At 55.3% G+C, this 25,347-nt stretch carries 24 protein-coding genes; 10 read left to right on the forward strand and 14 right to left on the reverse strand.

From position 1 onward, the window contains the following. Positions 1–46 precede the first annotated feature (46 nt). The 7 genes from CZ787_RS03170 to CZ787_RS03200 all read right to left on the reverse strand — a co-directional run bounded on the left by CZ787_RS03170 (position 47) and on the right by CZ787_RS03200 (position 7,184). Entirely contained in the window at positions 47–1,438 is a 1,392-nt protein-coding gene (locus tag CZ787_RS03170; protein WP_087106109.1) for an FGGY-family carbohydrate kinase, read from the reverse strand. Beyond that, positions 1,435–1,749, reverse strand: coding sequence for an L-rhamnose mutarotase (locus CZ787_RS03175; protein ID WP_087106111.1), 315 nt, complete (start codon positions 1,747–1,749; stop codon positions 1,435–1,437). The genes CZ787_RS03170 and CZ787_RS03175 overlap by 4 nt, the downstream gene beginning before the upstream one ends. Then, entirely contained in the window at positions 1,746–2,753 is a 1,008-nt protein-coding gene (locus CZ787_RS03180; protein WP_087106113.1) for an ABC transporter permease, read from the reverse strand. The genes CZ787_RS03175 and CZ787_RS03180 overlap by 4 nt, the downstream gene beginning before the upstream one ends. A gap of 3 nt (positions 2,754–2,756) precedes the next feature. Continuing rightward, a complete protein-coding gene (locus tag CZ787_RS03185) occupies positions 2,757–3,767 on the reverse strand; it encodes an ABC transporter permease (RefSeq protein WP_087106115.1) in 1,011 nt (336 codons plus the stop codon). Then, positions 3,764–5,269 (reverse strand): sugar ABC transporter ATP-binding protein, encoded by a 1,506-nt coding sequence (locus tag CZ787_RS03190; RefSeq protein ID WP_087106117.1) that lies wholly within the window; start codon positions 5,267–5,269, stop codon positions 3,764–3,766. Before CZ787_RS03190 ends, CZ787_RS03185 begins: the two co-directional genes overlap by 4 nt. Before the next feature lie 76 nt (positions 5,270–5,345). Beyond that, the gene (gene rhaS / locus CZ787_RS03195) at positions 5,346–6,341 is read right to left on the reverse strand and encodes a rhamnose ABC transporter substrate-binding protein (RefSeq protein ID WP_087106119.1); all 996 of its coding nucleotides are present in this window, start codon (positions 6,339–6,341) and stop codon (positions 5,346–5,348) included. A gap of 45 nt (positions 6,342–6,386) precedes the next feature. Next, a complete protein-coding gene (locus CZ787_RS03200) occupies positions 6,387–7,184 on the reverse strand; it encodes a DeoR/GlpR family DNA-binding transcription regulator (RefSeq protein WP_087106121.1) in 798 nt (265 codons plus the stop codon). A 255-nt stretch (positions 7,185–7,439) separates the two neighbouring features. On the opposite strand from CZ787_RS03200, the gene CZ787_RS03205 reads away from it, so the two are divergent. Then, positions 7,440–9,539 (forward strand): bifunctional rhamnulose-1-phosphate aldolase/short-chain dehydrogenase, encoded by a 2,100-nt coding sequence (locus tag CZ787_RS03205; RefSeq protein ID WP_087106123.1) that lies wholly within the window; start codon positions 7,440–7,442, stop codon positions 9,537–9,539. 33 nt (positions 9,540–9,572) lie between these two features. Beyond that, positions 9,573–10,868 carry an L-rhamnose catabolism isomerase gene (gene rhaI, locus CZ787_RS03210; protein ID WP_087106125.1) on the forward strand — a complete coding sequence of 432 codons (1,296 nt, stop codon included), beginning with the start codon at positions 9,573–9,575 and terminating at the stop codon, positions 10,866–10,868. Positions 10,869–11,042: 174 nt separating this feature from the next. Here rhaI and CZ787_RS03215 read toward each other — a convergent pair whose 3' ends face one another. Genes CZ787_RS03215 through cobT form a run of 7 tightly spaced genes read right to left on the reverse strand, consistent with a single transcriptional unit; the run spans position 11,043 to position 16,435 of the window. Continuing rightward, positions 11,043–11,480 carry a bifunctional adenosylcobinamide kinase/adenosylcobinamide-phosphate guanylyltransferase gene (locus CZ787_RS03215; protein WP_087106127.1) on the reverse strand — a complete coding sequence of 146 codons (438 nt, stop codon included), beginning with the start codon at positions 11,478–11,480 and terminating at the stop codon, positions 11,043–11,045. Beyond that, complete coding sequence (locus CZ787_RS03220) at positions 11,432–12,085, reverse strand: histidine phosphatase family protein (RefSeq protein WP_087106129.1); 654 nt, start codon at positions 12,083–12,085, stop codon at positions 11,432–11,434. Before CZ787_RS03220 ends, CZ787_RS03215 begins: the two co-directional genes overlap by 49 nt. Next, positions 12,022–12,792 carry an adenosylcobinamide-GDP ribazoletransferase gene (gene cobS / locus CZ787_RS03225; protein WP_087106131.1) on the reverse strand — a complete coding sequence of 257 codons (771 nt, stop codon included), beginning with the start codon at positions 12,790–12,792 and terminating at the stop codon, positions 12,022–12,024. Before cobS ends, CZ787_RS03220 begins: the two co-directional genes overlap by 64 nt. Next, positions 12,789–13,325, reverse strand: coding sequence for a bifunctional adenosylcobinamide kinase/adenosylcobinamide-phosphate guanylyltransferase (locus tag CZ787_RS03230; RefSeq protein ID WP_087106133.1), 537 nt, complete (start codon positions 13,323–13,325; stop codon positions 12,789–12,791). The genes cobS and CZ787_RS03230 overlap by 4 nt, the downstream gene beginning before the upstream one ends. Then, positions 13,309–14,430 (reverse strand): threonine-phosphate decarboxylase CobD, encoded by a 1,122-nt coding sequence (gene cobD / locus CZ787_RS03235; protein ID WP_254908547.1) that lies wholly within the window; start codon positions 14,428–14,430, stop codon positions 13,309–13,311. The genes CZ787_RS03230 and cobD overlap by 17 nt, the downstream gene beginning before the upstream one ends. Continuing rightward, entirely contained in the window at positions 14,427–15,392 is a 966-nt protein-coding gene (cbiB, locus tag CZ787_RS03240; RefSeq protein WP_087106136.1) for an adenosylcobinamide-phosphate synthase CbiB, read from the reverse strand. The genes cobD and cbiB overlap by 4 nt, the downstream gene beginning before the upstream one ends. Next, positions 15,389–16,435, reverse strand: a complete 1,047-nt coding sequence (gene cobT / locus CZ787_RS03245; protein WP_087106138.1) for a nicotinate-nucleotide--dimethylbenzimidazole phosphoribosyltransferase — start codon at positions 16,433–16,435, stop codon at positions 15,389–15,391. The genes cbiB and cobT overlap by 4 nt, the downstream gene beginning before the upstream one ends. 417 nt (positions 16,436–16,852) lie before the next feature. Between cobT and edd the strand changes: the two genes are divergently transcribed. The 8 genes from edd (at position 16,853) to CZ787_RS03285 (ending at position 25,330) form a co-directional block, all read left to right on the forward strand. Beyond that, complete coding sequence (gene edd, locus CZ787_RS03250; protein ID WP_087106140.1) at positions 16,853–18,745, forward strand: phosphogluconate dehydratase; 1,893 nt, start codon at positions 16,853–16,855, stop codon at positions 18,743–18,745. Beyond that, positions 18,742–19,710 (forward strand): glucokinase, encoded by a 969-nt coding sequence (glk, locus tag CZ787_RS03255; protein ID WP_087106142.1) that lies wholly within the window; start codon positions 18,742–18,744, stop codon positions 19,708–19,710. The genes edd and glk overlap by 4 nt, the downstream gene beginning before the upstream one ends. Positions 19,711–19,748: 38 nt before the next feature. Further along, positions 19,749–20,711: a carbohydrate kinase family protein gene (locus CZ787_RS03260; RefSeq protein ID WP_087106144.1), complete on the forward strand. Its 963-nt coding sequence runs from the start codon at positions 19,749–19,751 to the stop codon at positions 20,709–20,711. Between the two features lie 153 nt (positions 20,712–20,864). Continuing rightward, positions 20,865–21,581 (forward strand): FadR/GntR family transcriptional regulator, encoded by a 717-nt coding sequence (locus CZ787_RS03265; RefSeq protein ID WP_087106146.1) that lies wholly within the window; start codon positions 20,865–20,867, stop codon positions 21,579–21,581. 69 nt (positions 21,582–21,650) lie between these two features. Next, a complete protein-coding gene (gene dgoD, locus CZ787_RS03270) occupies positions 21,651–22,799 on the forward strand; it encodes a galactonate dehydratase (protein WP_087106148.1) in 1,149 nt (382 codons plus the stop codon). Between the two features lie 49 nt (positions 22,800–22,848). After that, complete coding sequence (locus CZ787_RS03275; protein WP_087106150.1) at positions 22,849–23,841, forward strand: 2-dehydro-3-deoxygalactonokinase; 993 nt, start codon at positions 22,849–22,851, stop codon at positions 23,839–23,841. Next, complete coding sequence (locus CZ787_RS03280; RefSeq protein WP_087106152.1) at positions 23,838–24,446, forward strand: 2-dehydro-3-deoxy-6-phosphogalactonate aldolase; 609 nt, start codon at positions 23,838–23,840, stop codon at positions 24,444–24,446. The genes CZ787_RS03275 and CZ787_RS03280 overlap by 4 nt, the downstream gene beginning before the upstream one ends. After that, entirely contained in the window at positions 24,446–25,330 is an 885-nt protein-coding gene (locus CZ787_RS03285) for an SMP-30/gluconolactonase/LRE family protein (RefSeq protein ID WP_087106153.1), read from the forward strand. The genes CZ787_RS03280 and CZ787_RS03285 overlap by 1 nt, the downstream gene beginning before the upstream one ends. Positions 25,331–25,347 lie beyond the last annotated feature (17 nt).

Genomic DNA, 25,347 nt, shown 5'->3' on the forward strand with positions numbered 1-25,347 from the left:
CTTTGCTAAAAAGTGCCCAGATTTAGCCAAGCTGGAGCGCCTACCGTTAAGCGACTAAACGCCGCCAGGTATTCGCGTAGGCGAGAACTTCTTCGCTCTGCCCCGCAGGGTGTATAAACGCTGGCTCTACGAACGACCACTGGCGACTGTGCTGGCCAAGAGTCGCCGTGCCTTGCGTTGTCCCCGTGCTGTCGGTACTGCCATAAACGTTCTGAGCATGTTCGCTTCGCAGTGTCGCTAATACGTGCATGTAGATTTTGTTGCCTGCAAAAGCGCCCTCCACGATGACGTCACCTACTTGGCCTAACAAACTCAGACAGTAGTCTGTCATCAACGCGCAGTAGACCGAGGCCAAGGCTGTTTTACCCGCGCCATTCAGCCGTTCGACCGGCCCAACGATCCGGCCGGTGCGGTGGCGAAAAGGCCCGCCCTGATCAACGAACGCAGGCAACGCAAATACCTCCTGGTCCATGACACGTTTCAGATCGATCAGCTCACCGTTAGCATCTCCCCGTAACGTCTCCCACTCGCGCCCTCCCATAAAGCGAATGGTGGGCACAGGGGCACCGTAAGCGCTTACGTTAATCAGCATGTCTCGGGCTTCATCCAGCCCATTAATGGCGGCACCAACCCCGCAGATAACGGTCCAGGTGCCACTTGAAACAACGGCAAAAGGCGCCGTACGTTTCAGAAGATGGGGTACCAGCGAAGCGTTGCTATCGTGAATACCGTTTAACACCTGGCAGCTATTCGGCAGGCCGAGTGACTCGGCCAGCTCAGGCCGAACCGGGCCGAGCGATGCTCCTGTCGGTAAAATCGTTGGCAGCAATGCTCGCCAGCCAAGCCGCTCTACCAGCGACGAGTAGTCACTTTTATGGGGGTTCCAAAGATCAGTATGACAGCCGAGCGACGTGGCCTCCCCAGCTTTTATACCGGTTAACCGCCACCCCCAGTATTGGGGATACATCAAGATATCAGTGACCTGCTCAAAGTCTTCGGGCCAGGCTTGTGAAAGCCAGTACAACTGACGCCCCAGGTTGAGCCCACCCGCCAAATCAGGGCTGCCTGTCTCCGCGAAAGGTGGCCGCACGCCGCGGTAGTTATTATTCAGCGCCGAGCACAGGTCGCTCTCATAATCAGGAATCGGTAGCGCCAGCTCGTTGCCCGCCATACACGCCGCCGTAGCGCCATGAGTGGTCACCCCGATGGAAACGACATGATAGTCATGAGCCAAGTCAGCCAAGGCTGCTTTCAGCCAGTCCCAGATAGCCTCCGTGTCGATATGTGGATAGCGGCCGTTCCGACAAACCTCATTGCCCCGGCGTTTTTCCACCAACACTTTACCGCCATTTTCGCCAAGGCTGAGCGCGCAGAGTTTGATGTTGGTCTTGCCGATATCAAGTACCGCCAGTACCGATTGATGCTGTTGTTGAGTCATGGCAGGTAGAAAACCTCGGTTAGCGGCTGTGCTTTCGGCTCAAAAGAGTCGCTTTGGGTTTCCATAATGTCCGCCATGTATGTCCACCACCGCTGCATCACCGGGTGCGCTTTTAGCGCTGCTTCATCTAGCGGGCCTTCCGTTTCAAAGCTGGCAAACAGTTGCAGTGTTTGGGGATCTAGAAAGATGTGGTAATTGAAGATACCGCAGGCTTTCAGATGTGCTTGAAGTTCAGGCCAGAGGGCATCGTGGCGGGCGCGATATTCGGCTTCGCAACCTTGATGTAACTGCATAACAGAGGCGTGGATCATTTGCGTTGCTCCCGCGCTGCGCGTAACCGCCCCGCCACCAGCGGAATGCTGATCACGCTAATCAACATGGCGCCGATAATAATCGTCATCACAATTCCCGGCACATTGAGCAGACCAAGCCCGAAGGTCACTAGGCCCATCAAGAAGACGGCAATGACGACGCCCACCATGCTGCCAGAGCCACCTAGAATACTTACCCCACCAAGCACGACCATCGTGATGACGCTCAGCTCCCAGCCAAAGGCGATAGAGGGTCGCGTACTTCCTAAACGCGACGTCAGCAACACCGAGGCAAGCCCCGATATAGCCCCTACCATGACAAACAGAATCAGCTTGTGCTTGTTGACCTTAATGCCGGAATAGAGAGCCGCTGTTGGATTATTGCCGATGGCGTAGGTACGGCGGCCAAAGTTTGTGTGATGTAGCAACCCATAGAATATCAGCGCCATCCCCATGAAAAGGGTGAATTCAAAGGAGAACACCCAGTAAACGTAGCCCTGACCGAAAAATTCAAAGCCACTGGGGTAGTTAGTGAATGCCCCATCGCCCAGAATTACGTAAGCAATACCTCGATAGAGGCTCATGGTACCAATGGTGACGACAATGGAGGGTATGCCGAAGTGGGTGACTACTAAACCATTGAACAACCCGCAGACAATGCCCACTGAAACGGCCACAAACACCAGGCCGCCTGGCCCCATGCCCGCCTCAGCCGCCAGCCCCATGCTCACCGAAGAGAGCGCAATGATAGAGGCGACAGACAGGTCTATCTCCCGGCAGATAATCAACATGGCCATGGGCAAGGCGATGATGGCTTTTTCAGTAAAGTTGAAAGTAGCGTCCGAGAGATTCCATGGATCAAGAAAATAGGGCGTGGCAAGGCTGTTAAACAGAAACACCAATACCGTTACCAGTAATAAAAAGGTTTCCCAGCGCAACAGATGATGCAGCCAATGGTTGGACAAGCGATTAGGCACAGCCGTTTGAGTCATGGTATTTGCCATTGGTCAGGCCTCCTGATGCTGAGAGGGGGTGGCGCGTTTACTCACAGCCCGGCGCAAAATAATACGTCCTTTGCTTCGCTCAGCCGTCGAGTTGGCAATGACGGCGATGATGATAACGGCGCCAGAAATGGCCATCTGCCAAAACGGTGAAACACCCAGCACCGGCAAAGCATTGTTGATGACACCCAGAAACAGAGCACCCAGCGCGCAGCCGAGCACGGTGCCTACCCCACCCATAATGCTGATACCGCCGATCACACATGCCGCAATCACCTGTAGTTCGAAGCCATTAGCGACATCCACATAGGCAACCGCGTAGCGCGACACCCAAAGGTAACCGCACAGCCCCGCCAGCATTCCGGACACCACAAAGGCTTTGAATTGCACTTTGCCAACGCTCACACCGGTGTAGAAAGCAGCGGTAGGATTGCCGCCAGACGTAAAGAAGTCCCGCCCGAGGCGCAGATGGCGAGTAGCGAAATAGAAGGCGGCTACAACGATGATTCCGATCCAACTCATCACCGGCATGCCCAACACCACTGTGCGTGGCAAGCTGATAAAGCCCGCGCTCATCTGGTGGGCATTCACCCAGGCACCATCCGAGAGCAGAAAAATAGTACCGCGATAGATACTCATCGTACCCAGTGTTACGACAATGGCGGGCACACCAACAACCCAAACAAAGAACCCATTAATGGCACCAAGACAAGCACCCATTGCCATGGCAAAAAGTATCAATAACGGCACCGGCACGCCGGGATAGGCGGCATTGATCATGCCCACCACCATCCCCGTTAAGGCCAGGTTGGCGGCTACCGACAAGTCGATACAACGGGTCAGGATAACCAGCATCTGCCCCATCGCCAGTATCATCAGGATAGAGGTATCGTTGAAGGCGCTGACCAGGCTGTTCGGGCTAAGAAACGAGGGCGTGATAGCGCCCACCACTAATATCAACGCCAGGATGACCAGCGCCAGAAAACGCTCACGATGTTTAAGTAGCGCGGACATCATGCGGCCATCCCTCCAGTAGCAGCACCCACGACAGCTTCAGGCGTGGCAGTTGCGCGAGTAAATTCACGCACCATCAGGCCTTCGTGCATCACGATAATGCGGTCAGCCATGCCGAGCACTTCAGGCAATTCTGAGCTAACCATAATGACCGCCAAACCATCGTTAACCAGCTCTGACATAAAATGATGCACCGCCGCTTTGGCACCGATATCAATCCCTTTGGTGGGCTCATCAAGGACAATGATCTTTGGCCGTGTCGCGAGCCATTTGCCGATAACGACCTTTTGCTGGTTACCGCCAGACAGGTTGCCTACTTTTTGATCCCAGCTTGAGGTCTTGACGTTAAGGCGCTCGCCATAAGTCCGTGCCACGTCATATTCACGCGCCTCATTTAATAAGCCCCAGCGATTAAGCCGCCCAAGCTGTGGCAAGCTAATGTTTTGAAAGATGGGTAAATCCAAAATAACGCCCTGCTGCTGGCGCTCTTCCGGCACGTAGACCAAGCCAGCCTTGATTGCGTCGGCTGGCGAGCGGATAGTCACCGGTTCACCATTAATGTGCACATTGCCGGTTACTGCCTTCGACAGGCCAAAAAGCGCCTGCATAATTTCAGTACGGCCAGACCCTACCAGGCCGTAAAAACACAGAATCTCACCCGCACGCACTTCAAAATTAATGTCGGCAAACTCGGTCGGGTGGTTCAAATTTTCTACCGTCATCATCGGTTCACCGATAGCCACGGTCTGCTTGGGAAAGGTTTCGCTAACACTGCGCGCTACCATCATCTCAACCAGCTCTGCTTCAGTGACATCGCTGATCATGCCTTCGCCAGCAAAAGTGCCATCGCGATAAACGACATAGCGGTCGGCGATGGTAAAAATCTCATCAAACTTGTGTGTAATGAAAAGGATGGCCTTACCAGCCTTTTTGAGACGCTCAACGATGCCGCATAGCTCTTTGATCTCGTGATGCGATAGTGCAGCCGTAGGTTCATCAAGAACGACTACACGGGCATCCACCGAGAGCGCACGGGCAATTGCCACCATGTGCTTCTGGCCAATACTTAGCCCTCTCAAACGTGCTTTGGGGTCCAAGGGGGCATCAATATCGGCGAGGATTCCGCGAGTGCGCTCATGCATCGCGGGCCAATCGAGCCGCCCTAAACGGCCGCGCGTCAGGTAGTTACCTGCGAAGATGTTCTCAGTAACGGTCAGCTCGTCGAACAGCACCGTTTCTTGATGAATAGCCGTAATGCCCAACTGGCGCGCCGCTTCAGGATCGTCAATGCGTACCACTTCGCCAGCGACCTGGGTTTCCCCGCCATCGGGCTGATAGATGCCGGTCATGGTTTTGACCAACGTGGATTTTCCGGCGCCGTTCTCACCGACCAAGGCAGTCACCTGACCGGGATAGAGATCAAGCTTAACCCTGTCGAGAGCCGTCACGCCGGGAAACGTTTTGGTGACGTTTCTCAGCGCGAACACTGCTGTACTTTGTGTCATGGCTATTATCTTTGTTATTGGATGTATTTATTGTTTGGTCAGGCGCTGCCGTGACAGCGCCAGCCCGATTTCGCGATTAAAAAATATCGGCGAAATCCTCAACATTGGTTGCGTCGTAGATAAAAGGTTCCGCCATGGCGGCACTGCCGTTCTCATCGAGTTGCGCGGTGCCCATACGGCCCATGTCTACACTGGTTTCCGTCGCATTATCCATCACCAGGTTATAAGCGATGGTCGTCGCGGCGTAGCCCAAATCAATGGGATTCCAAATGGCAAAGTTATGCATGGCGCCGCTCTCCACGTGGCCAGCAAGCTCCGATGGCAGGCCCAAACCGGTGACATAAACCTCACCAACACGGCCTTCATCGCTCACCGCTTGCGCCGCGGCCAAAATACCGACCGTGGTTGGGGCGACGATAACGTCCAGATCAGGATGGTTACGCATTAGCGCTACCGCTTCGCGATAACTCTTGTCTGCCAAGTCGTCGCCATAAACGGTGTCTACAAACTCAAGCTGGGGAAATTCCGGTAGCACCTTTTTCATCTCTTCAATCCAGACATTCTGGTTAGTCGAGGTAGGTGTCGCACTGAGAATAGCCATCTGACCCGAGCTAACGCCTTTGGCTTCTAACGCATCGGCCGCTAGCTGTACATTCATTCGGCCAATCAAATCATCACTGGAGGGACTTAAGTGCACGCTGCGGCCCTCGGGTGCGACCCCAGAGTCCCAGGAAATCACTTTGATACCGCGCTGCTGGGCGCGACTCAGGATAGGTACCAGCGCGTCCTGGTCATTGGCGGAAACCGCGATAGCATCGACACGCTGGGCAATCAGCGAGCTGATTACCTCAATCTGGCCTTCAGCGGTTGTCGTGGTTGGGCCGGTGTAAATGATTTCTACATTACCCAGCTCTTCGGCTGCTTCCTGGGCACCTTCATTGGCGGCCTCAAAGAAACCGATACCCATTGCCTTGACCACCAGGGCGATGCGTACATCATCTTCAGCATGGGCGGGTGCTAAGTAAGCAATCGACATCATTGCCGTTAGGGCTGGGAAGAGTTTTTTGAACATCGTGCGCTCCAATTTTTTTGTTATGCCCCGACCCTGCTTTGAGCATCAGCCGGGGGCGGTCGTTTCAAGGCCTTGATTGACGATAATCAGTTGACAACCCGCATCTTCGATCATTTGTCGCCTTGAGGGGTCAATACCATCGTCGGTAATGACGATATCGACATGAGATAATGGGCAGACGATGAGATTACTGCGATTTTCAAACTTACTGGAATCGACCAGCAATACTCTCTGATCGGCCTGGTCCAGCAGTTTCATTACCGCCTGCACAATCTGAGGATCTGCCTCCATCACCCCCTGAGGACCAACTCCCTGCGCCCCGATGAACAGCATCGAGGCATAAAATTGACTGGAAATATCATTCGGAAACGGACTCAAGATAATGTTCTGTTCCCGATATACGTTACCGCCTGGTAGCATCACCATGCACTTGCTGCGTTTTAATAACTGCTCGGCAATCACGAACGAATTCGTCAGCACCTGCAATTTGCATGAGCGCATGAACTCCGCCATGAAGTAGGTTGTCGTCCCGCCACTAATGGTGACTGACATCCCATCTCCCAACAGACCCACCGCTTCCTTTGCGATGGCGCGCTTGGCCTTGGCGTTAATCAATTGATTAACCGAGTAAGGCCGCCCTACCAGGGAGGTGTTAGCAGGTGGATGCAAGGCTTCCGCTCCGCCACGTACCTTTTTCAATTTCCCCTGTCGTTGCAGTTCGTTGATGTCTCGCCGAACGGTCGCTTCCGAAGCGCCCAATAAATTTACCAAGTACCCGAGGGTAGCAATGGGCTTTTCTTCAACTTCCGCCAAGATGATTCGATGACGTTCAACTTCATGCATTCGTTATCCTCACTCATCACTATATTTCATAATCGATCATCTGCAAGCCAATTTTGAATATTTATGATTGCTATTGACAGATAAAAATCTCGGATCGATACTTTTCTACAGATTATACTCATAACTCGTCAAAATCGATCAAAAAAGGTCGCAGCCAGACCTTTCAACACAATAGCTTTCACAATAATAAGCACACAACACTATCAGTCCGGCTGCCGCTGCCCAATCACACCATAACAATACCCGAGGTATCTCATGCCCCAACAGCCCGCCAACCAGATCAATAATCGCTGGGATGACCGCCTGGCAGCCTCCATGAGCGAAGCCGAACAGCTGCATTACCGCTCCAATCTGCTCGGTGCCGACAAGCGTGTCACCAACTATGGCGGCGGCAATACCTCTGCCAAAATCATCCAGGCAGACCCGCTAACCGGTGAAAATGTTCGGGTGCTTTGGGTTAAAGGCTCAGGTGGTGACATCGGCAGTATGGGGCTTGATGGCTTTGCGACCCTTTATCAGGACAAGCTTGAAACGCTTAAACAATTTTATAAAGGTGAGGCGCATGAAGATGAGATGGTGGGCGCACTTCTCCACTGCACCTTTAACCTGAACAGCCGCGCAGCCAGTATCGATACCCCGCTACACGCCTACTTGCCCTATCCCCATGTTGACCACCTACACCCAGACGCCGTTATCGCCATTGCTGCGTCAAAGAATAGCCGTGAGCTAACCCAGGTTATCTATGGCGGCGATATTGGCTGGCTACCCTGGCGCAGGCCAGGCTTCCAACTGGGCCTTGAGCTTGAAAAGATTGCCCGAGAGCAGCCAAACCTAAAGGGTGTGCTGCTTGAAGCGCACGGCCTGTTCACTTGGGGTGAAACAGCCAAAGAGTGCTACCAAACCTCGCTGGATATTATTAACAAGGCCCAGAGCTGGCTGGACGAACAGCTCAAGGACAAGGCAGCCTTTTCCGGCCCTCGCGTTACCAGCCTAAGCGCCGATAAACGCAAGGCCATCGCCGCTAAACTGATGCCGATTATTCGCGGCAAGACCAGCGACCATCAGCGTCAAGTCGGCCATTTTAACGACGCCCCTGAGGTTCTCGAATTCGTCAATTCCAACGCTCTTGAAGCCTTGGCGGAGCTAGGCACTTCCTGCCCTGATCATTTCCTGCGCACCAAAATTAAGCCACTGGTCGTTGGCTACGACCCCGAAACCGACAACCTTGACGCTGTCATCGCTGGCCTGGATGAACAGCTAGGCCACTACAACCGCGACTATGCAGCCTACTATGAGCGTTGCAAGCGGCCGGATAGCCCCGCAATGCGAGACTCCAACCCCGTGGTTTATCTGCTACCGGGCGTGGGTATGCTCACTTTCGCCAAGGACAAAGCGACCGCACGCATCGCCAGTGAGTTTTATCTCAACGCTATTAACGTTATGCGAGGTGCGTCCGGGGTAAGTGAATACATGGGCCTACCCGACCAGGAAGCCTTTGATATTGAGTACTGGCTACTTGAAGAGGCCAAGCTTCAACGGATGCCTAAACCAAAGGCACTGGCTGGACGCATCGCGTTAGTGACCGGAGGTGCCGGCGGCATCGGCCAAGCCACCGCGGCCAGAATGGCCAACGAAGGTGCCTGCGTGATGCTGCTCGATATTGACGCAGAAGGCTTGGAAACGGCGCAACAGGCGCTCGCTGACACGTTCAGTGCCGACATGGTTTCCACCTGCCTGATGGATGTTACCGACGAGCGTCAGGTTGAGGCGGCTATCGCTCAGGCCTGCGTTGCCTTCGGCGGGGTCGACATTTTAGTCTCTAACGCAGGCATCGCCTCCTCAGCACCCATTGATGAGACAAGCCTGGAGCTCTGGAACCGTAACCAGGCGATTCTTTCGACAGGCTACTTTTTGGTCACGCGTGAAACATTCAAAGTGCTCAAGCAGCAAAAAACGGGCGGTAATATTGTCTTCGTTGCCAGTAAAAATGGCTTGGTGGCTTCTGCTAATGCAAGCGCTTACTGCACCGCCAAAGCGGCAGAAATTCATTTGGCACGCAGTGTTGCGCTGGAAGGTGCCCCGCTGGGCATTCGAGCCAATGTGGTTAACCCGGACGCCGTGCTACGCGGCTCTAAAATCTGGACCGGCAAATGGAAAGAAGAGCGGGCCAGCGCCTACGACCTGGACACGGATGAGCTTGAGGATCATTACCGCCAGCGCAGCCTGCTAAAGCTCAGCGTACTGCCTGAAGATATCGCCGAGGCTATCTACTTTTTTGTTAGCGACGCCTCAGCCAAATCAACCGGTAATATTATTAATGTGGATGCGGGACACGCCCCTTCCTTTACACGCTGAGCCCGCTTTAACCAACGCATAACTGGTGAATGTATGACAAAAACAATGATCAATGCTGACCGCATCCACAGTGATAACGAGCAGCGAGCGGTCGACCTTGACCGTGACTATCAGTACCTGGGCGAAAGACTTGCCCGCACCGACATTAACATCGATACATTAACCGAACAGGCGCGCGGTCTGGAAGTCGCCCTACCCTCTTGGGGCGTGGGCACCGGTGGCACGCGTTTCGCTCGCTTTCCCGGTGAAGGCGAGCCGCGCAATATTTTCGAAAAACTGGACGACTGCGCCGTCATCCAGCAGCTGGCCACCATGACGCCGCGCGTCTCGCTGCATATCCCCTGGGACAGACCTTCTGATCCCAGCGAGCTTCGAGACTACGCTTTTGAGCGTGGGCTAGGCTTTGATGCCATGAACTCTAATACCTTTCAGGATGAGGCGGGTCAGAAGCTCTCCTATAAATACGGCAGCCTTACGCATACCGATGAAGCAACGCGCCGCCAGGCCATCGAGCACAACATTGAAGTGATCGAGCTAGGTAAGCAGCTAGGCTCGAAAGCGCTTTCAGTCTGGATTGGCGATGGCTCCAACTTTCCCGGTCAGCAGCATTTTTCCGACAGCTTCGCACGCTACCTGGACAGCGCCAAAACGATCTATTCAGCGCTCCCCAACGATTGGAACATGCTAATCGAGCACAAGGTCTTTGAGCCCGCCTTCTACTCGACTGTGATTCAGGACTGGGGCTCGAACTACCTGGCCGCCAAGGAAACCGGCGAGCGCTGTCTCTGCCTGGTCGATTTGGGGCATCACGCACCCAACGTCAACATTGAGATGATCGTTGCTCGTCTAGCCCAATTCGGAAAGCTGGGTGGGTTCCACTTCAACGACAGCAAGTATGGCGATGATGACCTGGACGCGGGTTCCATCGACCCTTATCAGCTATTTCTGGTGTTTAACGAGTTGGTTGATGTCCAGCGTAGAAACTCGCTGTTCGCGCCTTTCCACATGCTGGATCAATCGCACAATGTTACCGACCCCATTGAAAGCCTTATCTACAGCGCCGGGGAAGTACGACGCGCCTTCGTCAAGTCACTGCTGGTCGACCGCGAAGCCTTGGCACACCACCAACAGAACAACGATGCACTGATGGCTCAGGCAACGCTTAAAGCCGCGTTCAACCAGGATGTTGAGCCCATTCTCCAACAAGCGCGGCGCTTGGATGAGGGGGCTATCAACCCCATCGCCAGCTACCGCGCCTCAGGCTATCGCCAAACCTGCGGCGAGCAACGCCCAGCCGATGCAAATCGGAGTGGCTCAGGCATTGTTTAATTCGAAGGAAAAGCGCCAGCGGCATAGCCTGCTTTGTTTTTAGTGACAATAGTCGGTTAATTTCTGCTTACTGCGCGGCCTCAGGTGGGCTGCGCAGTAGGTGACGATCATCGTCAATTGCGTAAAAAAAAGATCAATGGCGAAGAAATCAGGACAAACCTAGGAGAAATAGTATCAATGATGTGGCGACATCGGCATAACCAACCCATGGCGCACATACCAAACGTGCTCGGCACGTTCCGCTACGTCTTGGCTAAACCAGCCGTTTAAATCACGCAGGCGGCGTTGATGGCGCTCGATGGGCACAATGCCTCGGCCGATATCGCTGGCGATAATAACCAGCGCTGTTTGCTGCGCCTTGGCAGACTGCAGAAGCTCATTTAAATCATCGCACCATTGTGACCGCCAACCATCGCTTCCTGCATCTGAGTCCATGGAGGCTGAGAGCCACTCCAGTACGCCATGCAGTATTAATGGTGTGCTGGGCAGCATTACCCCGGCGCACTCACGTAAGCGCTGCCCAGGCGCTAACCGCCACCAGACAGCACTTGGAAAACGTGTTTTTACAAGGCTTCGCTTACCGGCACAGGCACCGCCGATGAACAGTTGCATAGCCACTCTCCTTTTCCACAATCGCCGGGGTGATACGTCAATTGCCAGCGTCTTCCTTGGGCCTGAGTCACCACGCCATCCCAAAACTCAATCGTTTCAAAGCGGCGGCGAAGCTCGCGGATAACGCCGCCATGCGTTACGACCAGAATCTTTTGATACCCATGCGCCAAGGCATCTTTCGCTACATCGGCAAGCCAAAGCGCCAAGCGCTCACGTAGCTGAGCCGCGGACTCGCCACCTGGGATCTGTAGCTCGCCGACGCTATCCACCCAGGCACGATAATGCGGCAAGTCCTTAAGTTCATCGTAAATCTTGCCTTCATAATCGCCAAAATTGAGTTCTTGTAGGCGAGACTCCAAATGTAGTGGCACACCCGGCTTGGCCGCTTGAATCCACTCAAGCGTTTGTTGACAGCGGTGAAGGTCACTTGAATAGATCGCGTCAAAACACTCGCTTGCTAGCGCTTCGCGAAGTGCTAAAAGCCCCTCTTCAGCATCAGGAAATAACAGCGGAATATCGCGCTGCCCCTGATAGCGGCGCTCTACATTCCAGGCGGTAATGCCATGGCGTACCACCACCAGCTCAACATTAACCCCATCAGCCACAACTCACCTCCTTCTATCGTCGCGCCCACCATATCACCATTAATACCCTGGAACAGTGTCATCAGCGCCCATCGGCTGGCTACTACAAATAAGCCTGTCGCAAGGCACATTGCTATAATGTCCGGCCAAAAAAGCGCGAGCAGCAGCAAAGGTACCAGCGCCAGCAGTACATCACGCAGGCCAAGCGACTGCTTCCAAGCCCAGGCCAGCCCTGTTTGTTGAGCACATGGCGTGAATACCAGTAGCATCGCGCCCCCCCATCGCCCCAACGCGGGGAGTACCACCAACCACCAGAGTGGAGCGCCGTGTTGCAGCAATACCCAAAGCAGAACGCCTTTCCAGGCAAGCAAAAAAAGCAGCGCCAATATGCCGAAACTGCCAATTTGGGGGTCTTTCATGATTTCCCAGCGGCGCGCCAGCGGTTGATTGCTGCCCAGCGCATCGGCTAAATCCATTACTCCATCCAGGTGCAAGCCTCCGCTCAAGCTCACCCATAGGCTGAGCAGCGCAAGTGCGGCAATTGGCGTGGGCGCGTTTTGAAGCAACAGCGCCAGCAGCGCTAACAAACTACCCAACAATAGCCCCACCAGGGGATAGGCACGAATAGCCCAACGGCGGGTTTTAGGTGTCCAGGGGCAAGCAATCGGTACCGGTAAGCGGGTTAAAAACTGCAGGGCAAGCGCACCACCATAAAAAGCATTTTTCATGAAGGGTCACTCTTGGGTTTCCACTCAATGGCATGCCCAGCCACCACTTCAAGCACCGAGTTTGCCTCAGCCGCCAGCCAGCAATGCAGTGACTGTAAAAATGCCAGGAAACTCCCGAGTTCTTTATCAGGTGAAGGCAGGTCCTCATTGAGGTCGTTGGACACCAGCACCAGGTGAATGCCTCGCGAGCGCGCATCTTGTACGCTCTTAGCTAACAGCGCCTTGCCTTGGGAGTCAGTTAAACCACCCGCGTAACGCACCTGACTGGCCCAGAGTGTCAGGCAGTCCAACAATACAGCAGCGCCATCGGGCACTTGTGCTATCGCCTGATCGATGGCAACGGGTGCCTCCATCGTGATCCAACGCATATCCCGCGCGCTTTGATGGCGTGCCACTCGCGCCGCCATCTCCGCGTCATAAACCTCCGCAGTAGCAATGTAGTAGCAACTACTCCCATTGGCGGCTTTTATTACCTGCTGCTCGGCCACTGCGCTTTTCCCCGAGCGAGCGCCGCCACTAACAAAGACAATCATTCAGTACCTTTAATAGTCGCTGGTTCGCTGTTGCGCCACGCAGGGCAATGCGCACCCAATCGCCGTCCAGACCTGCAAAGTTATGCGTATGACGAACCAATATGCCGTTTCGCAACAGGCGCTCAAAAAGTACGTTACTGGTAAGCCCCCTTTCACGCAAAGTGTTATTAGGCCTTGCCAGAAAAAAATTAGTCGTGCTGGTGACGACATCAAGCCCTTTTGTAAGCAGAGATGCCGCCATCAGCGGGTGTTGCTGGTTTAGCCAGCTGCGAGTTTGCTCAGCAAACGCCGCATCCCGAAGGAGCGGCGCCACCAACGCAGCCGCCATCTGATTTACGCTCCAGGGAGGTTGGTGCACAGCCAACGTTTGAATGGCCACCGAAGGCGCCAGCACGTAGCCTACGCGTAACCCCGGCAACGTATAAAACTTGGTCATCGAGCGTAGCAGTAGTAGATGCGGGTACTCGGCCAACAAGGGAGTTAACGATGCTCTTTCCCCCTCCTCCACGGTCATATCGACAAACGCTTCATCAACCACCACATCGCAACCTATCGCTGCCGTGCGGGCCAATAACGCCTGCATGGTACTCAGTGGAATCAACGTAGCGGTAGGGTTATTGGGGCGGCATAAAAACAGTACGCTGATGCCTTTTAGTGATGCCATTAATGCGTCGAGATCAAGCTCAAACGTTGGAGCGGATAACGCAATATAAGTAATTGGCAAACGATGTGCGCGGCAGGCGCGCGCATACTCTCCAAAGCCAGGCGTCACGATGGCGGCGCGTTTGCCTGCATACCGGGCTGCCGCTAAAAAAATCGCCTCGGCGCCCCCGTTGGTCAGCAGTACCTGCTCGGGCGTAACGCCGTGGTAGGCGGCTATCGCTTCCCGAGCCACGCGATAATCAGGTGCCGGGTAATGGGCAAGCGACGCAATCGACGTAGTGAGCGCGTTTGCCACCCACTCAGGCGGGCCAAGCGGATTAAGGTTGGCGCTAAAGTCTTCTATCGGATGCGCATCGGGTAGCCCAAAGCGCTTTAAAAGTGCGGCTGGCTGGCCACCATGGCTTGGCCAGTGAGAGACGCACTGCTCTGCTTTATGGCTCACCTTACCCCCACCCATAGCAATCCCATCAGCCCCATAAACAACAGCCACCCTACATGCATTAGTTGAATGGTTGCCCCAATGTGCGTCACGTTTAGTGGCGCCAGAGGCTCGCCAAGCGTTGCGCGCCGAGAGATAGCGCCTTGATAGGTATTAAGCCCACCCAGTTGCACACCCAATAGCCTGGCAACCATGGCTTCTGGCCAACCGGCATTGGGGCTTGGGTGACGCGGGGCCTCTTGGCAAGTGGCACGTAGCGCGCCTTTCCAGCGTAGCGGTTTGCTGGCCATCAAGGCCAATAAAATGCCGCCTAACCAAAGGCAACACGCGGTGATTCGGGCTGGCAACCAGTTGGCTATATCGTCCAGTTTGGCCGAGGCAAAGCCAAACTTTTCAAAGCGCTCGTTACGGTACCCTACCATGGAGTCCAGCGTATTAATCGCCTTATACGCCAGAGCTAACGGCGCCCCACCTATCACGGCAAAAAACAGCGGTGCGGTAATACCATCCACGGTATTTTCAGCCACGGTTTCCACCGTCGCCCGAGTGATTTCAGCCTCATCGAGCGCTGCCGTATCGCGCCCTACAATCATGGAAAGCGCTTGGCGTGCGCCCGGCAAATCACCGTTAGCAAGCGGTACCGCGACGGCCCGGCCTGCATCCGCCAACCCTTTAATGGCAAGCGTTGTAGCCAGCAGCCAGAGCTCTGCAACTAACCCAAGCCAAACGTTAATCGCCGTTAACAGCGCAAGCACTGACCAGCTAACACCCCATACGCCAATGACGACGGTTGCGGTGAGTAGAAATCCTCGGCGCTTTCGCTGTGAATCAGTGCCTCGATTCCAGCTCTTTTCCAAAAAGCTGATCATGCGGCCAATGAAAACGACCGGGTGCGGCAATGAGCGAGGGTCGCCTATTAGTAAATCCAACCCGATAGCGAGGGTAATAAGCAGTAGCAGGGTCACGCTGTTTTGTCCGCGATACCGGCTGAGGTAAACGTCGCCATTTCAGCCATCATGGCGGTAGCCGCCTGGAGCAAAGGGAAAGCCAGCGCAGCGCCACTTCCCTCGCCCAGACGCATGCCCAGCGCGAGTAACGGTGTTGCCTCAAGCGCTTCCAGCGCTACCCCGTGGCCCGGCTCTTCAGAGCGATGACCGAATACAAGATAGCCGCTTACAGCGGGGCAAATTCGGCAGGCAGTCAGTGCGGCCACGCTAGCAATAAAACCATCGACAATGACGGGCAGGCGATAAGCGGCCGCAGCCAAATAGGCGCCGGTCATCGCGGCTATTTCAAGCCCACCCAAGGCGGTCAGCACGCTTAACGGTTGACTCGCCTCAAAATGCCGCGCCGCAAGCGCTCGCTCAATAACATTCACCTTATGTATTTGCTGCTGGCTGTTAAGCCCTGTGCCTGCGCCCACTACCTGAGCAACCGGCGTACCGGTCAAGGCCGCTAGCATGGCGCTACTTGCGGTGGTGTTGGCAATGCCCATCTCACCCACTACCACACTACGGCAACCCGCCTGGTGAGCGCGCCTCACGGCATTAATGCCTGCCTCAATTGCCAGCTGAGCTTGCTCAGGGAGCATGGCATTTTCGATAGCAATATTTCCCGAGGCGCGACGTATCTTATTGACGACCACGCCCGGCATATCAACATCGCTTACGACACCCACATCGACGATCTCAAGCCTGGCGTTCACCTGCCGGGCAAACACGTTGATTGCTGCGCCTCCGCTGGCGAAGTTGGCGACCATCTGTGCCGTAACCGCTTGGGGAAAGGCAGAAACGCCTTCGGCGGCAACGCCATGGTCCGCGGCAAACACCACGACCCCAGGCGGCGTAATGGTAGGCGCACGTTCACCGCTAATTTCGCTAAGCTGAATCGCCAACTGCTCTAGCATTCCAAGGCTTCCAGGCGGCTTGGTAAGCGTGTCCAGATACGCCCTTGCCCTATCACCAGCAGCGCAATCAACAGGTTGTATCTGGGCAATTAGGGAATGCATAGCGAGCTCCGGTAGCGTAAAAGAAAACAGACAGTTAAGCCTCAAATAGTAACAAACGTTGGGGCTTTAACGTTGCTCTTTCATCGCCGAGTATCCGGCTTTTTAGCCGCTAACAGTAGCGATGAGCAGCCAGTCATCCAGGAAGGGTTGTGCGCCAGCTCAATAATGATGGAGCCGCCCATCAAGCATGGCAGGCGGAACTCGATAGAGGCAATTGGATTATACTAGACTTGCTTAAGCGAGCCGCCAAGAGACTGTGCCATTGCCTGAATCTAAAGAGAATATAAGCCGCAAGGCCTTGGATATAGTAATAAAACCAAACGAATAACCTGTTTTATTTTTTATTTACTTAAAACAGCATAAAAATATGTAAAATAACTACACAAATCGTGCCGTTTCTATCATGCAGAGGTCATTATGCCGAGCCCAACACCTGCTACGTTAAATCCTACCGTTGCCAAGGTTACCCAACGTATCCGTGAACGTTCTCGGCAGCGGCGCGCGCTCTACGAAGCGCATATGGCGGACCAACATAAGCAAGGCGTCCATCGTGGCGAGCTTTCCTGCGGGAACCTGGCGCACGGCTTTGCCGGCTGCGATGTTCCTGTCGATAAGGGCCGACTCAAGTTAACCAATAGCGCCAACGTGGGCATCGTATCGTCCTATAACGATATGCTTTCCGCTCACCGGCCTTTTGAAGACTACCCTGCGGTTATTAAAGAAGCCGCGCGGGGCATGGGTTCAACCGCCCAGTTTGCAGGTGGCGTACCCGCCATGTGCGACGGCGTGACCCAAGGGCAGCCCGGCATGGAGCTGTCACTGTTTTCCCGCGACGTGATCGCCATGGCAACGGCGGTCGCACTTTCTCACAACATGTTTGATGCAACGCTGTACTTGGGTATCTGCGATAAAATTGTGCCTGGGCTATTTATTGGCGCTGCACGCTTTGGCCATCTACCGGCCATGTTTGTGCCTGGTGGCCCCATGACCACTGGCCTTCCCAATGATGAAAAAGCCCGCGTTCGCCAGCTTTATGCTGAAGGCAAGGTTGGCCGAGACGAGCTGCTGGAAGCCGAATCCCAGTCCTATCATAGCCCCGGCACCTGCACGTTTTACGGCACCGCCAATTCCAACCAGCTAATGATGGAAATGATGGGCCTCCACCTGCCCGGCGCCTCGTTTGTTAACCCAGGCACTCCGCTGCGTGAAGCGCTCACCCGCTATGCCACTGAACAGGCCATTCGCAATACCGAACAAAGCGGCAACTACCGCCCGTTCTATAAGCAAATTGATGAGCGAGCGATTGTTAACGCAATTGTCGGCCTGCTAGCCTCGGGCGGCTCAACCAACCACACGCTACACCTGGTAGCCATGGCAGCCGCGGCGGGCATTACCATTAACTGGGACGATTTCACCGAGCTTTCAGCAGTAGTGCCCAGCATGACCCGCATTTACCCCAACGGCCAGGCGGATGTTAATCACTTCCAGGCGGCGGGCGGTATGAGCCTGCTGATTCGCGAACTGCTCCAAGCGGGTCTTATGCATGGCGACATTCCTACCGTCTTTGGTACGGACATGACCGCCTACACGCAAGAGCCTTTCCTTGAAGATGGCAAGCTCACTTGGCGCGAAGGCCCTGAATCCAGCCTCGATTCAGAGGTACTCCGCCCGGTCAGCAATCCCTTCTCGCCAACTGGCGGGCTTACCGTACTCGACGGCAACCTGGGCCGTGGCGTGATTAAAATTTCCGCGGTGAAACAGGCACACCGCATTGTTGAGGCGCCTGTTCAGCTATTTGATGACCAAAACCAGGTAAAAGCGGCGTTTGAATCGGGTCGGTTGGACCGTGATGTCATCGTGGTTGTGCGCTTCCAGGGCCCTAAAGCCAATGGCATGCCCGAACTGCACAAGCTCACGCCGTTTTTAGGCGTGCTACAAGACCGTGGCTTTAAAGTGGCCCTAGTGACCGATGGCCGTATGTCGGGCGCTTCAGGCAAAGTGCCTGCCGCTATCCATGTAACGCCTGAAGCCGTTGACCGCGGCCCTCTATCCAAGTTGCAGGATGGTGACATTGTGCGCTTGGATGCCGAAACCGGCGAACTTAACGTGCTGATGGATGCCGCTACGTTTGATGCCAGACCGTGCGCGCAGGCCAATCTTGAGCAGAACCACTTTGGCATGGGTCGCGAGCTATTTGGCGGCTTCCGCCACTTGGCTACCAAAGCGGAAGAAGGCGCAGGCGTGTTTGGCGGCTTTGAAGCTGACGCTCTTTCCCGAGAACTGGAAAAAATCGAGCAGGAGGACCAATGAGCCGACCTGCTCTCATTGGTGACATCGGGGGAACCAACGCCCGCTTTGCGCTGGTCACCCCAGGGGAGAAAACGCCCCAGCACATTCTCAACCTGCCCTGCGCCGACTACCCGGGGGTAGTGGAAGCAGCCCAAGACTATTTGAGCCAAGTGGGCGCGACCGGCGGTAACGCGCCTACTGAGGCCTGCCTAGCGTTTGCCTGCCCGGTGCATGCCGAGCAGGTCAAAATGACCAACAACCACTGGCAGTTTTTAAAAAGCGAGGTTCAGCAGACGCTGAGCCTTTCGCTGTTTAAAGTCATTAATGACTTCACGGCTCAGGCATTGGGCATTCCCCACGTGCCAGATCACGACCTGGTGGAAGTAAAGCCAGGCGTGCCTCAAGCACATGCAGCGCGCCTGGTAATTGGCCCAGGCACGGGGCTGGGTGTGGCGGGCGTTTTTCCTGGCCTGCACGCATGGATTCCGCTGCCCACAGAAGGCGGCCATGTTACGTTTGCTCCCACCGATATTCGAGAGCGCGAACTGCTGGATGAGCTATACAAGCACTACCCACGCGTCAGCGTGGAGCGCCTATTGTGTGGCCAAGGCATTGTTGACCTGTATACAGCTGACTGCGCCCTTGAAGGCATAGCGCCAGCGTTTACCACTGCCGCTGAGGTGACTCAAGCTGCCCAGCAGGGTGATGAATTAGCCAGTCGTACGCTGCTGCGGTTTCTAAAAATCCTGGGGGATGTGTGTGGCGATGCAACACTGACGATGGGCGCTCGCGGGGGCGTTTATCTGTGTGGCGGCATTGTTCCACGCCTGCTGGACTGGCTGCCCAAAAGCGAGCTACATACGGCCTTTATCAATAAAGGGCGTATGCACACCTATAATGCGGATATTCCTATCTGGGTCGTTACTCACCCATGGACAGGCCTGCTAGGCGCTGCCGAAGCGCTACATAACGAAGAAGTGTTTTAACGCGCAGGGCAGCAACCTCAAAACAACAAGGACAACCCATGATTTCTGTTATTGCGTTTGGCGAAGCGCTGGTGGATATGCTTTCAAGTCGCTTAGGCGATGCTAACGACCGCCAAGAAACCTTTACTCCCTACGCTGGCGGCGCGCCTGCTAATGTTGCCGTCGCTTGTGCTCGGCTTGGGGTGCCTAGTCACTTTTTAGGTATGGTCGGCGATGACACATTTGGCCATTTTTTGATTCGGGAACTCAACAGCCATGGGGTTAATACCGATGGCGTTATGCTGACTAACATGGCCCGTACGGCACTCGCGTTTGTCTCCCGAGACTCCCTCGGCGAACGCACCTTTGACTTCTACCGCCCACCGGCCGCTGACCTGCTCTATCGCATTCATCATTTGCCCCAAGGAGTATTTGAAACGCCAGCCATCGTGCACCTGTGCAGCAATAGCCTAACCGACCCTGACATTGCCGAAACCACCCTAGCCTTGGCAAACATGGCCAAGCAGTCTGGCTGCCTGGTGAGCGTTGACGCCAACCTGCGACATAATTTGTGGGCAGATGCCGCCGCCGATATTGGCCTGGTGATGCAGCTTTTAGACACTGCCGAACTGCTCAAGATATCGCTTGAGGAGCTGGATTACCTGCGCGGCGAGCAGTCTCAGGACACCTGGCTTAACCAGCGTTTAGCCGCAGGCGTCAACGTCATTTTGATTACTGACGGCCCTAACGATGTGGTGCTTAAAAGTGCTGCCATAACACAGCGTATTGCTCCGCCCAGTGTACAAGCAGTGGATACGACAGCGGGTGGCGATGCGTTTATTGGTGGCCTGCTGGCAGAGCTTTCTCGCCACGGCATTGCCCCAGGTTGGCACGAGGATAACGCTTTCTTAAGCGCTGCGGTGGATACTGCCTGCCGCAGTGGGGCTCATGCCGTTACTCGCCCTGGCGCGTACGCCGCGCTACCCACTCAGGATGATATTGCCGCACTACGGGCGCGTTAAAAGCGATTTCTTTTAAGACCCGTCCTTTTAAAAACTGCACTTTAAAAACAGTCCTTTTAAAAAAGGCCCACCTAAAACCAACTTTCGTCTGGTTGTTAAAATGTCTGACATTTAATAAGCTCACGCTATTACCGTCATTTATAGAGACATCCCATGACGCTGGATACCCTGCCCGCCCACCACGGTGGCGCTGAACACTTGGCACGCTTACTGGCCAGGGCGCTATTAACCGGCCACTGGCAGCCCGGTGACGTCTTTCCCAAGGAGCTGGATATCGGCAAGCACTTTGCCGTCAGCCGCAATCAGGTACGCAATGCATTGGCAAGCCTAACGGCTGCCGGGCTTATAGAGCGCACGGCGGGCCGGGGCACGCTGGTTCGTGAGATGGGTGAATGGCACCTGCTTGACCCATTGATGAGCGAATGGATGACGGGGCTCGTCAACCTGGACCCTCAGCTCGTGCGCGCAATTTACGCTTTTCGATTCTCAGCAGAGCCCACGGTTGCGAGATTAGCAGCCCAGGCGGCCACCGGTGATGACATTACACAGCTGGAAGCGGCGTTTGAAGGCATGCGCTGTTCGGCAGGCAATCCTGACGCGCGCGCCCAGCACATTGAGTTCGATGTTGCCTTTCACGATGTGATCTACCAAGCGACGCATAACCTGGTGTGGCGGCAAATGGGCCATTTATTACGCCCTTCAATCATGGCGCTGGTATATCGCTCGCAACACGATATTAAAACGCTCGACGACAGCTTGACCCGGCACCGCCACGTATTGGATGCGATTAAAGCCGGCGACGTTAACGCGGCCGACAATGCTGCACGCGAGGTATTGCGGCGAACCGCTATCGACCTGGGCATCGTCTAGCTGGGCTGAAACAAATTCCTGCATTAACGCTTGCCGTACCCACTCGGCTAACCATGAGGATTGCACCGTATGAAAATTACTCGTCTTAAAACATGGCAAGTCCCTCCCCGCTGGCTGTTTCTGAAAATCGAAACCGATGAAGGCTGTTATGGCTGGGGCGAGCCGGTCATCGAAGGCCGCGCCGCAACGGTGGAAGCGGCCGTTCATGAACTTTCCGACTACCTGATTGGCCAGGACCCTCATCGGATCGAACACCTTTGGAACACGCTCTATCGTGCCGGGTTCTATCGCGGCGGCCCCATTTTGATGAGCGCCATTGCGGGTATTGACCAGGCACTGTGGGACCTTAAAGGGCGTGATTTAGGTGTTCCCGTTCACCAACTCTTGGGGGGAGCGGTGCGCGATAAAATGCGCATGTATGCCTGGACCGGGGGCGACCGCCCAAGCGATGTGGGCGCTGGTGCCAAGGCGCTGGTCGAAAAAGGCTTTACCGCGTTCAAGATGAACGGCACGCCCGAAATGCAAATCGTCGACTCTCATCGCAAGGTCGATGAAGCCGTGGCCCGAGTTCGTGAGGCGCGCGATGCCGTTGGGCCGGATGTGGGTATCGGTATCGACTTTCATGGCCGCGTCCATCGCCCCATGGCCAAAGCATTACTGCGTGAGCTTGAGCCTTACCATCCCATGTTTGTTGAAGAGCCCGTTGCACCGGAACACTTGCCTTGCTTGAAAGATATTGCGGGCGGGTTGAGCTACCCCTTGGCGACCGGCGAACGCTTGCATACCCGCTTTCAGTTCCGCGACCTGCTGGCCGATGGCATGATCGACATTATCCAGCCCGATATTTCCCACTGTGGCGGCATTAGCGAAGGGCTGAAAATCGCCACCCTCGCCTCTGCCTACGATGTGGCGCTGGCGCCCCACTGCCCGCTTGGGCCGTTAACCCTGGCCGCCTCACTTCAGCTGGATGCTGTCTGCCATAACGCCTTCATTCAAGAACAAAGCATGGGGATTCACTACAACCAGGGCAATGACGTGCTGGACTACCTGGTAGACAAAACAGCCCTAAGTATCACCGACGGTTTTTGCGCTATTCCCCAAGGCCCCGGCCTGGGCGTAGAAATTGATGAAGCCTATGTTGAAGAGCGCGCAAAAACAGGCCACCGCTGGCGCAACCCGGTATGGACGCACGACGACGGTTCTATCGCTGAGTGGTAAGCCATGCTTTCTTAATCGTGGAGAACCTTATTCGTGGAGATATCGTCACATGCGTACCGATTCTGATGCGTTACCGCAAACGCTCGCCTGGATCGCGGTGGACTGGGGCTCCAGCAATCTGCGTGCCTGGGGGCTCGATAAGCAAAACCAGGTGATCGCCAACGCCAGCAGCGATAAGGGCATGCTTTCGCTCACGCCTGATGAATACGAGGCTGAACTGCTACGTCTGGTGGGCGATTGGCTACCTGCAAATAGCCAAATAGCGGTAATGGTGTGCGGCATGGCAGGCGCTCGACAAGGCTGGCTGGAAGCCGCTTACCTGCCAGTGCCTATCTCGCTTGACCAGCTTAGCCATGGCGCGGTGATACCTCGGCTGGTAGGTGGCCAGCTGCGGGTGCATCTACTACCCGGCCTGAGCCAAACCCACAGCGCAGCTCAGCATTTTGATGTCATGCGCGGAGAAGAGACTCAGCTTGCTGGCCTCGCGGCCGAAGCGCCCGATTTTTCAGGCCGGGTCTGCCTGCCGGGCACCCATTCCAAATGGGCGAGCATTGAGTCAGGCGCGGTAACACAGTTCACCACCTATCTAACAGGCGAGCTTTATCAGCTGCTGGCGAATCAGTCGGTTCTAAAACACTCCATTGGCAGCGATGCGCTAAACGAGCCCGCCTGCCGCGATGCGTTCATCGCCGCCGTCAGCGAGATAAACGCAGCCCCAGAGACGTTTAGCAGCCGCCTGTTCGGCCTGCGGGCGCAGGATTTACTTGATAGCCGCCTGCCCATGGGTAACACCCGGGCGAGCGTGCTCTCGGCACGGCTTTCTGGCCTTGCGATTGGCCTTGAGCTAGCGGGCGCCTGCCAATCATTACCCACCGATGAAACGGTTACCTTGATTGGTAATCCAGCGCTTTGTCATCGTTACCATTTGGCCCTTAATGCGCTCGGCTTTCAGACCCATCACGTTGAGGGCGACACCGCCGTACTGGCAGGTCTTCGTCTCGCCCACCAGGCACTAACAAATAATACAGAGAGAACTCTATGACGTTACCCCTGATCGGAATTTTGCGAGGCGTAACGCCCGATGACGTTATCGACGTTGCTGATGCGGTGCTTAACGCAGGCATCACCCAAATTGAAGTGCCGCTTAACTCGCCGGAGCCACTAGAGAGCATTCGCCGCTTAGTCAACGCCTTTGGCGAGCAGGCGGTCATTGGCGCGGGCACCGTGCTTACACCCTCACAAGTGCGAGACGTTCATGCCGCTGGTGGGCGTTTAATTGTCTCGCCTAATTGTCGTCCCAATGTGATTGAAGAAACGCATCGTCTTGAGATGGCGAGCTGGCCAGGCATTGTTACCCCTTCCGAAGCATTCGATGCACTTGACGCTGGAGCGACAGGGCTTAAGCTTTTTCCTGCCATCCAGGTCGGGCTGGAAGGTATGAAAGCCGTGCGCGCCGTACTGCCTGAAGGCACTCGTTTGTACGCCGTAGGCGGTGTTGGAATCGATAACTTCGCCGCTTGGCGAGCAGCCGGTGTAGATGGTGCTGGCCTGGGCAGCGCACTTTATAAACCCGGGCAAAGCGCCAAGGCGGTTGCCCAACAGGCGATTGCGTTAGTTAACGCTTGGAAAAAAGCCGGAGAAGAATAATGTCATTACCCACATGGCAGGCAACTGTCGCAGTAGATAGCGGCTGCCTGCTTGGAGAAGGCCCGCAATGGCAAGCCAGCAGCGGACGGCTTTACTGGTGCGATATTCTTGGCAAGCGCTTGCACTGGCTCTCTCACGCCAGCCAGCGGCATGACCATGTAGCGCTAGACGAGATGGTTTCCTTGGCCGCGCCGCTTGAGGATGGCCGCCTGCTACTAGTGGGTGAGCGCTCATTGAGCTACTTCGACCCTGAAAACGACAGCATTACCCACTTTGCCGACGTTGAAGCCGATAACCCTGTTACGCGCAGCAATGACGCACGTGTGGACAGGCATGGCAGCCTGTGGTTTTCAAGCATGGGAAAACAGGCTGAGCAACAGGCGGGCAGCCTCTACCGACTGCATCGCGGCAAGCTTAGCCAGCTGCGTACCGGGCTTAGCATTCCTAATGCGCTGTGTTTTTCACCCGATGGCACCGCCGCTTACTTTACGGATACGCCAACCGGCGTAGTGATGCGCTGGGCGCTGGATGACCAGGGCTGGCCACTCGGAGAACCCGAGCCTTTTGCGGATTTTTCCGGCCACATTGGCAACCCCGACGGCGCCGTGATGGATAACCAAGGCTGCCTATGGCTAGCGCTTTGGGGTGCTGGTGAGGTTGTGCGCTTAAACGCTGACGGCGAGATTATTGGCCGAGTGCACCTATCAGCCAGTCAGCCCTCTTGCCCGGTGTTTGCAGGCCCAGAGCTTAAAACGCTGTATATCACGACGGCTCAAGAGGGTTTCACTTCAGAGCAGCTTGCTAAAGAGCCGAACGCTGGCGCGCTATTTTCTGTGCAAATCGACATAGCCGGGCTCGCCGAACCGCCGCTACGGCTTGCATAAATCCAACAACAGCCGCT

Origin of the sequence: Halomonas citrativorans (assembly GCF_900163645.1) — a bacterium.
GTDB classification, from domain to species: Bacteria; Pseudomonadota; Gammaproteobacteria; order Pseudomonadales; family Halomonadaceae; genus Vreelandella; species Vreelandella citrativorans.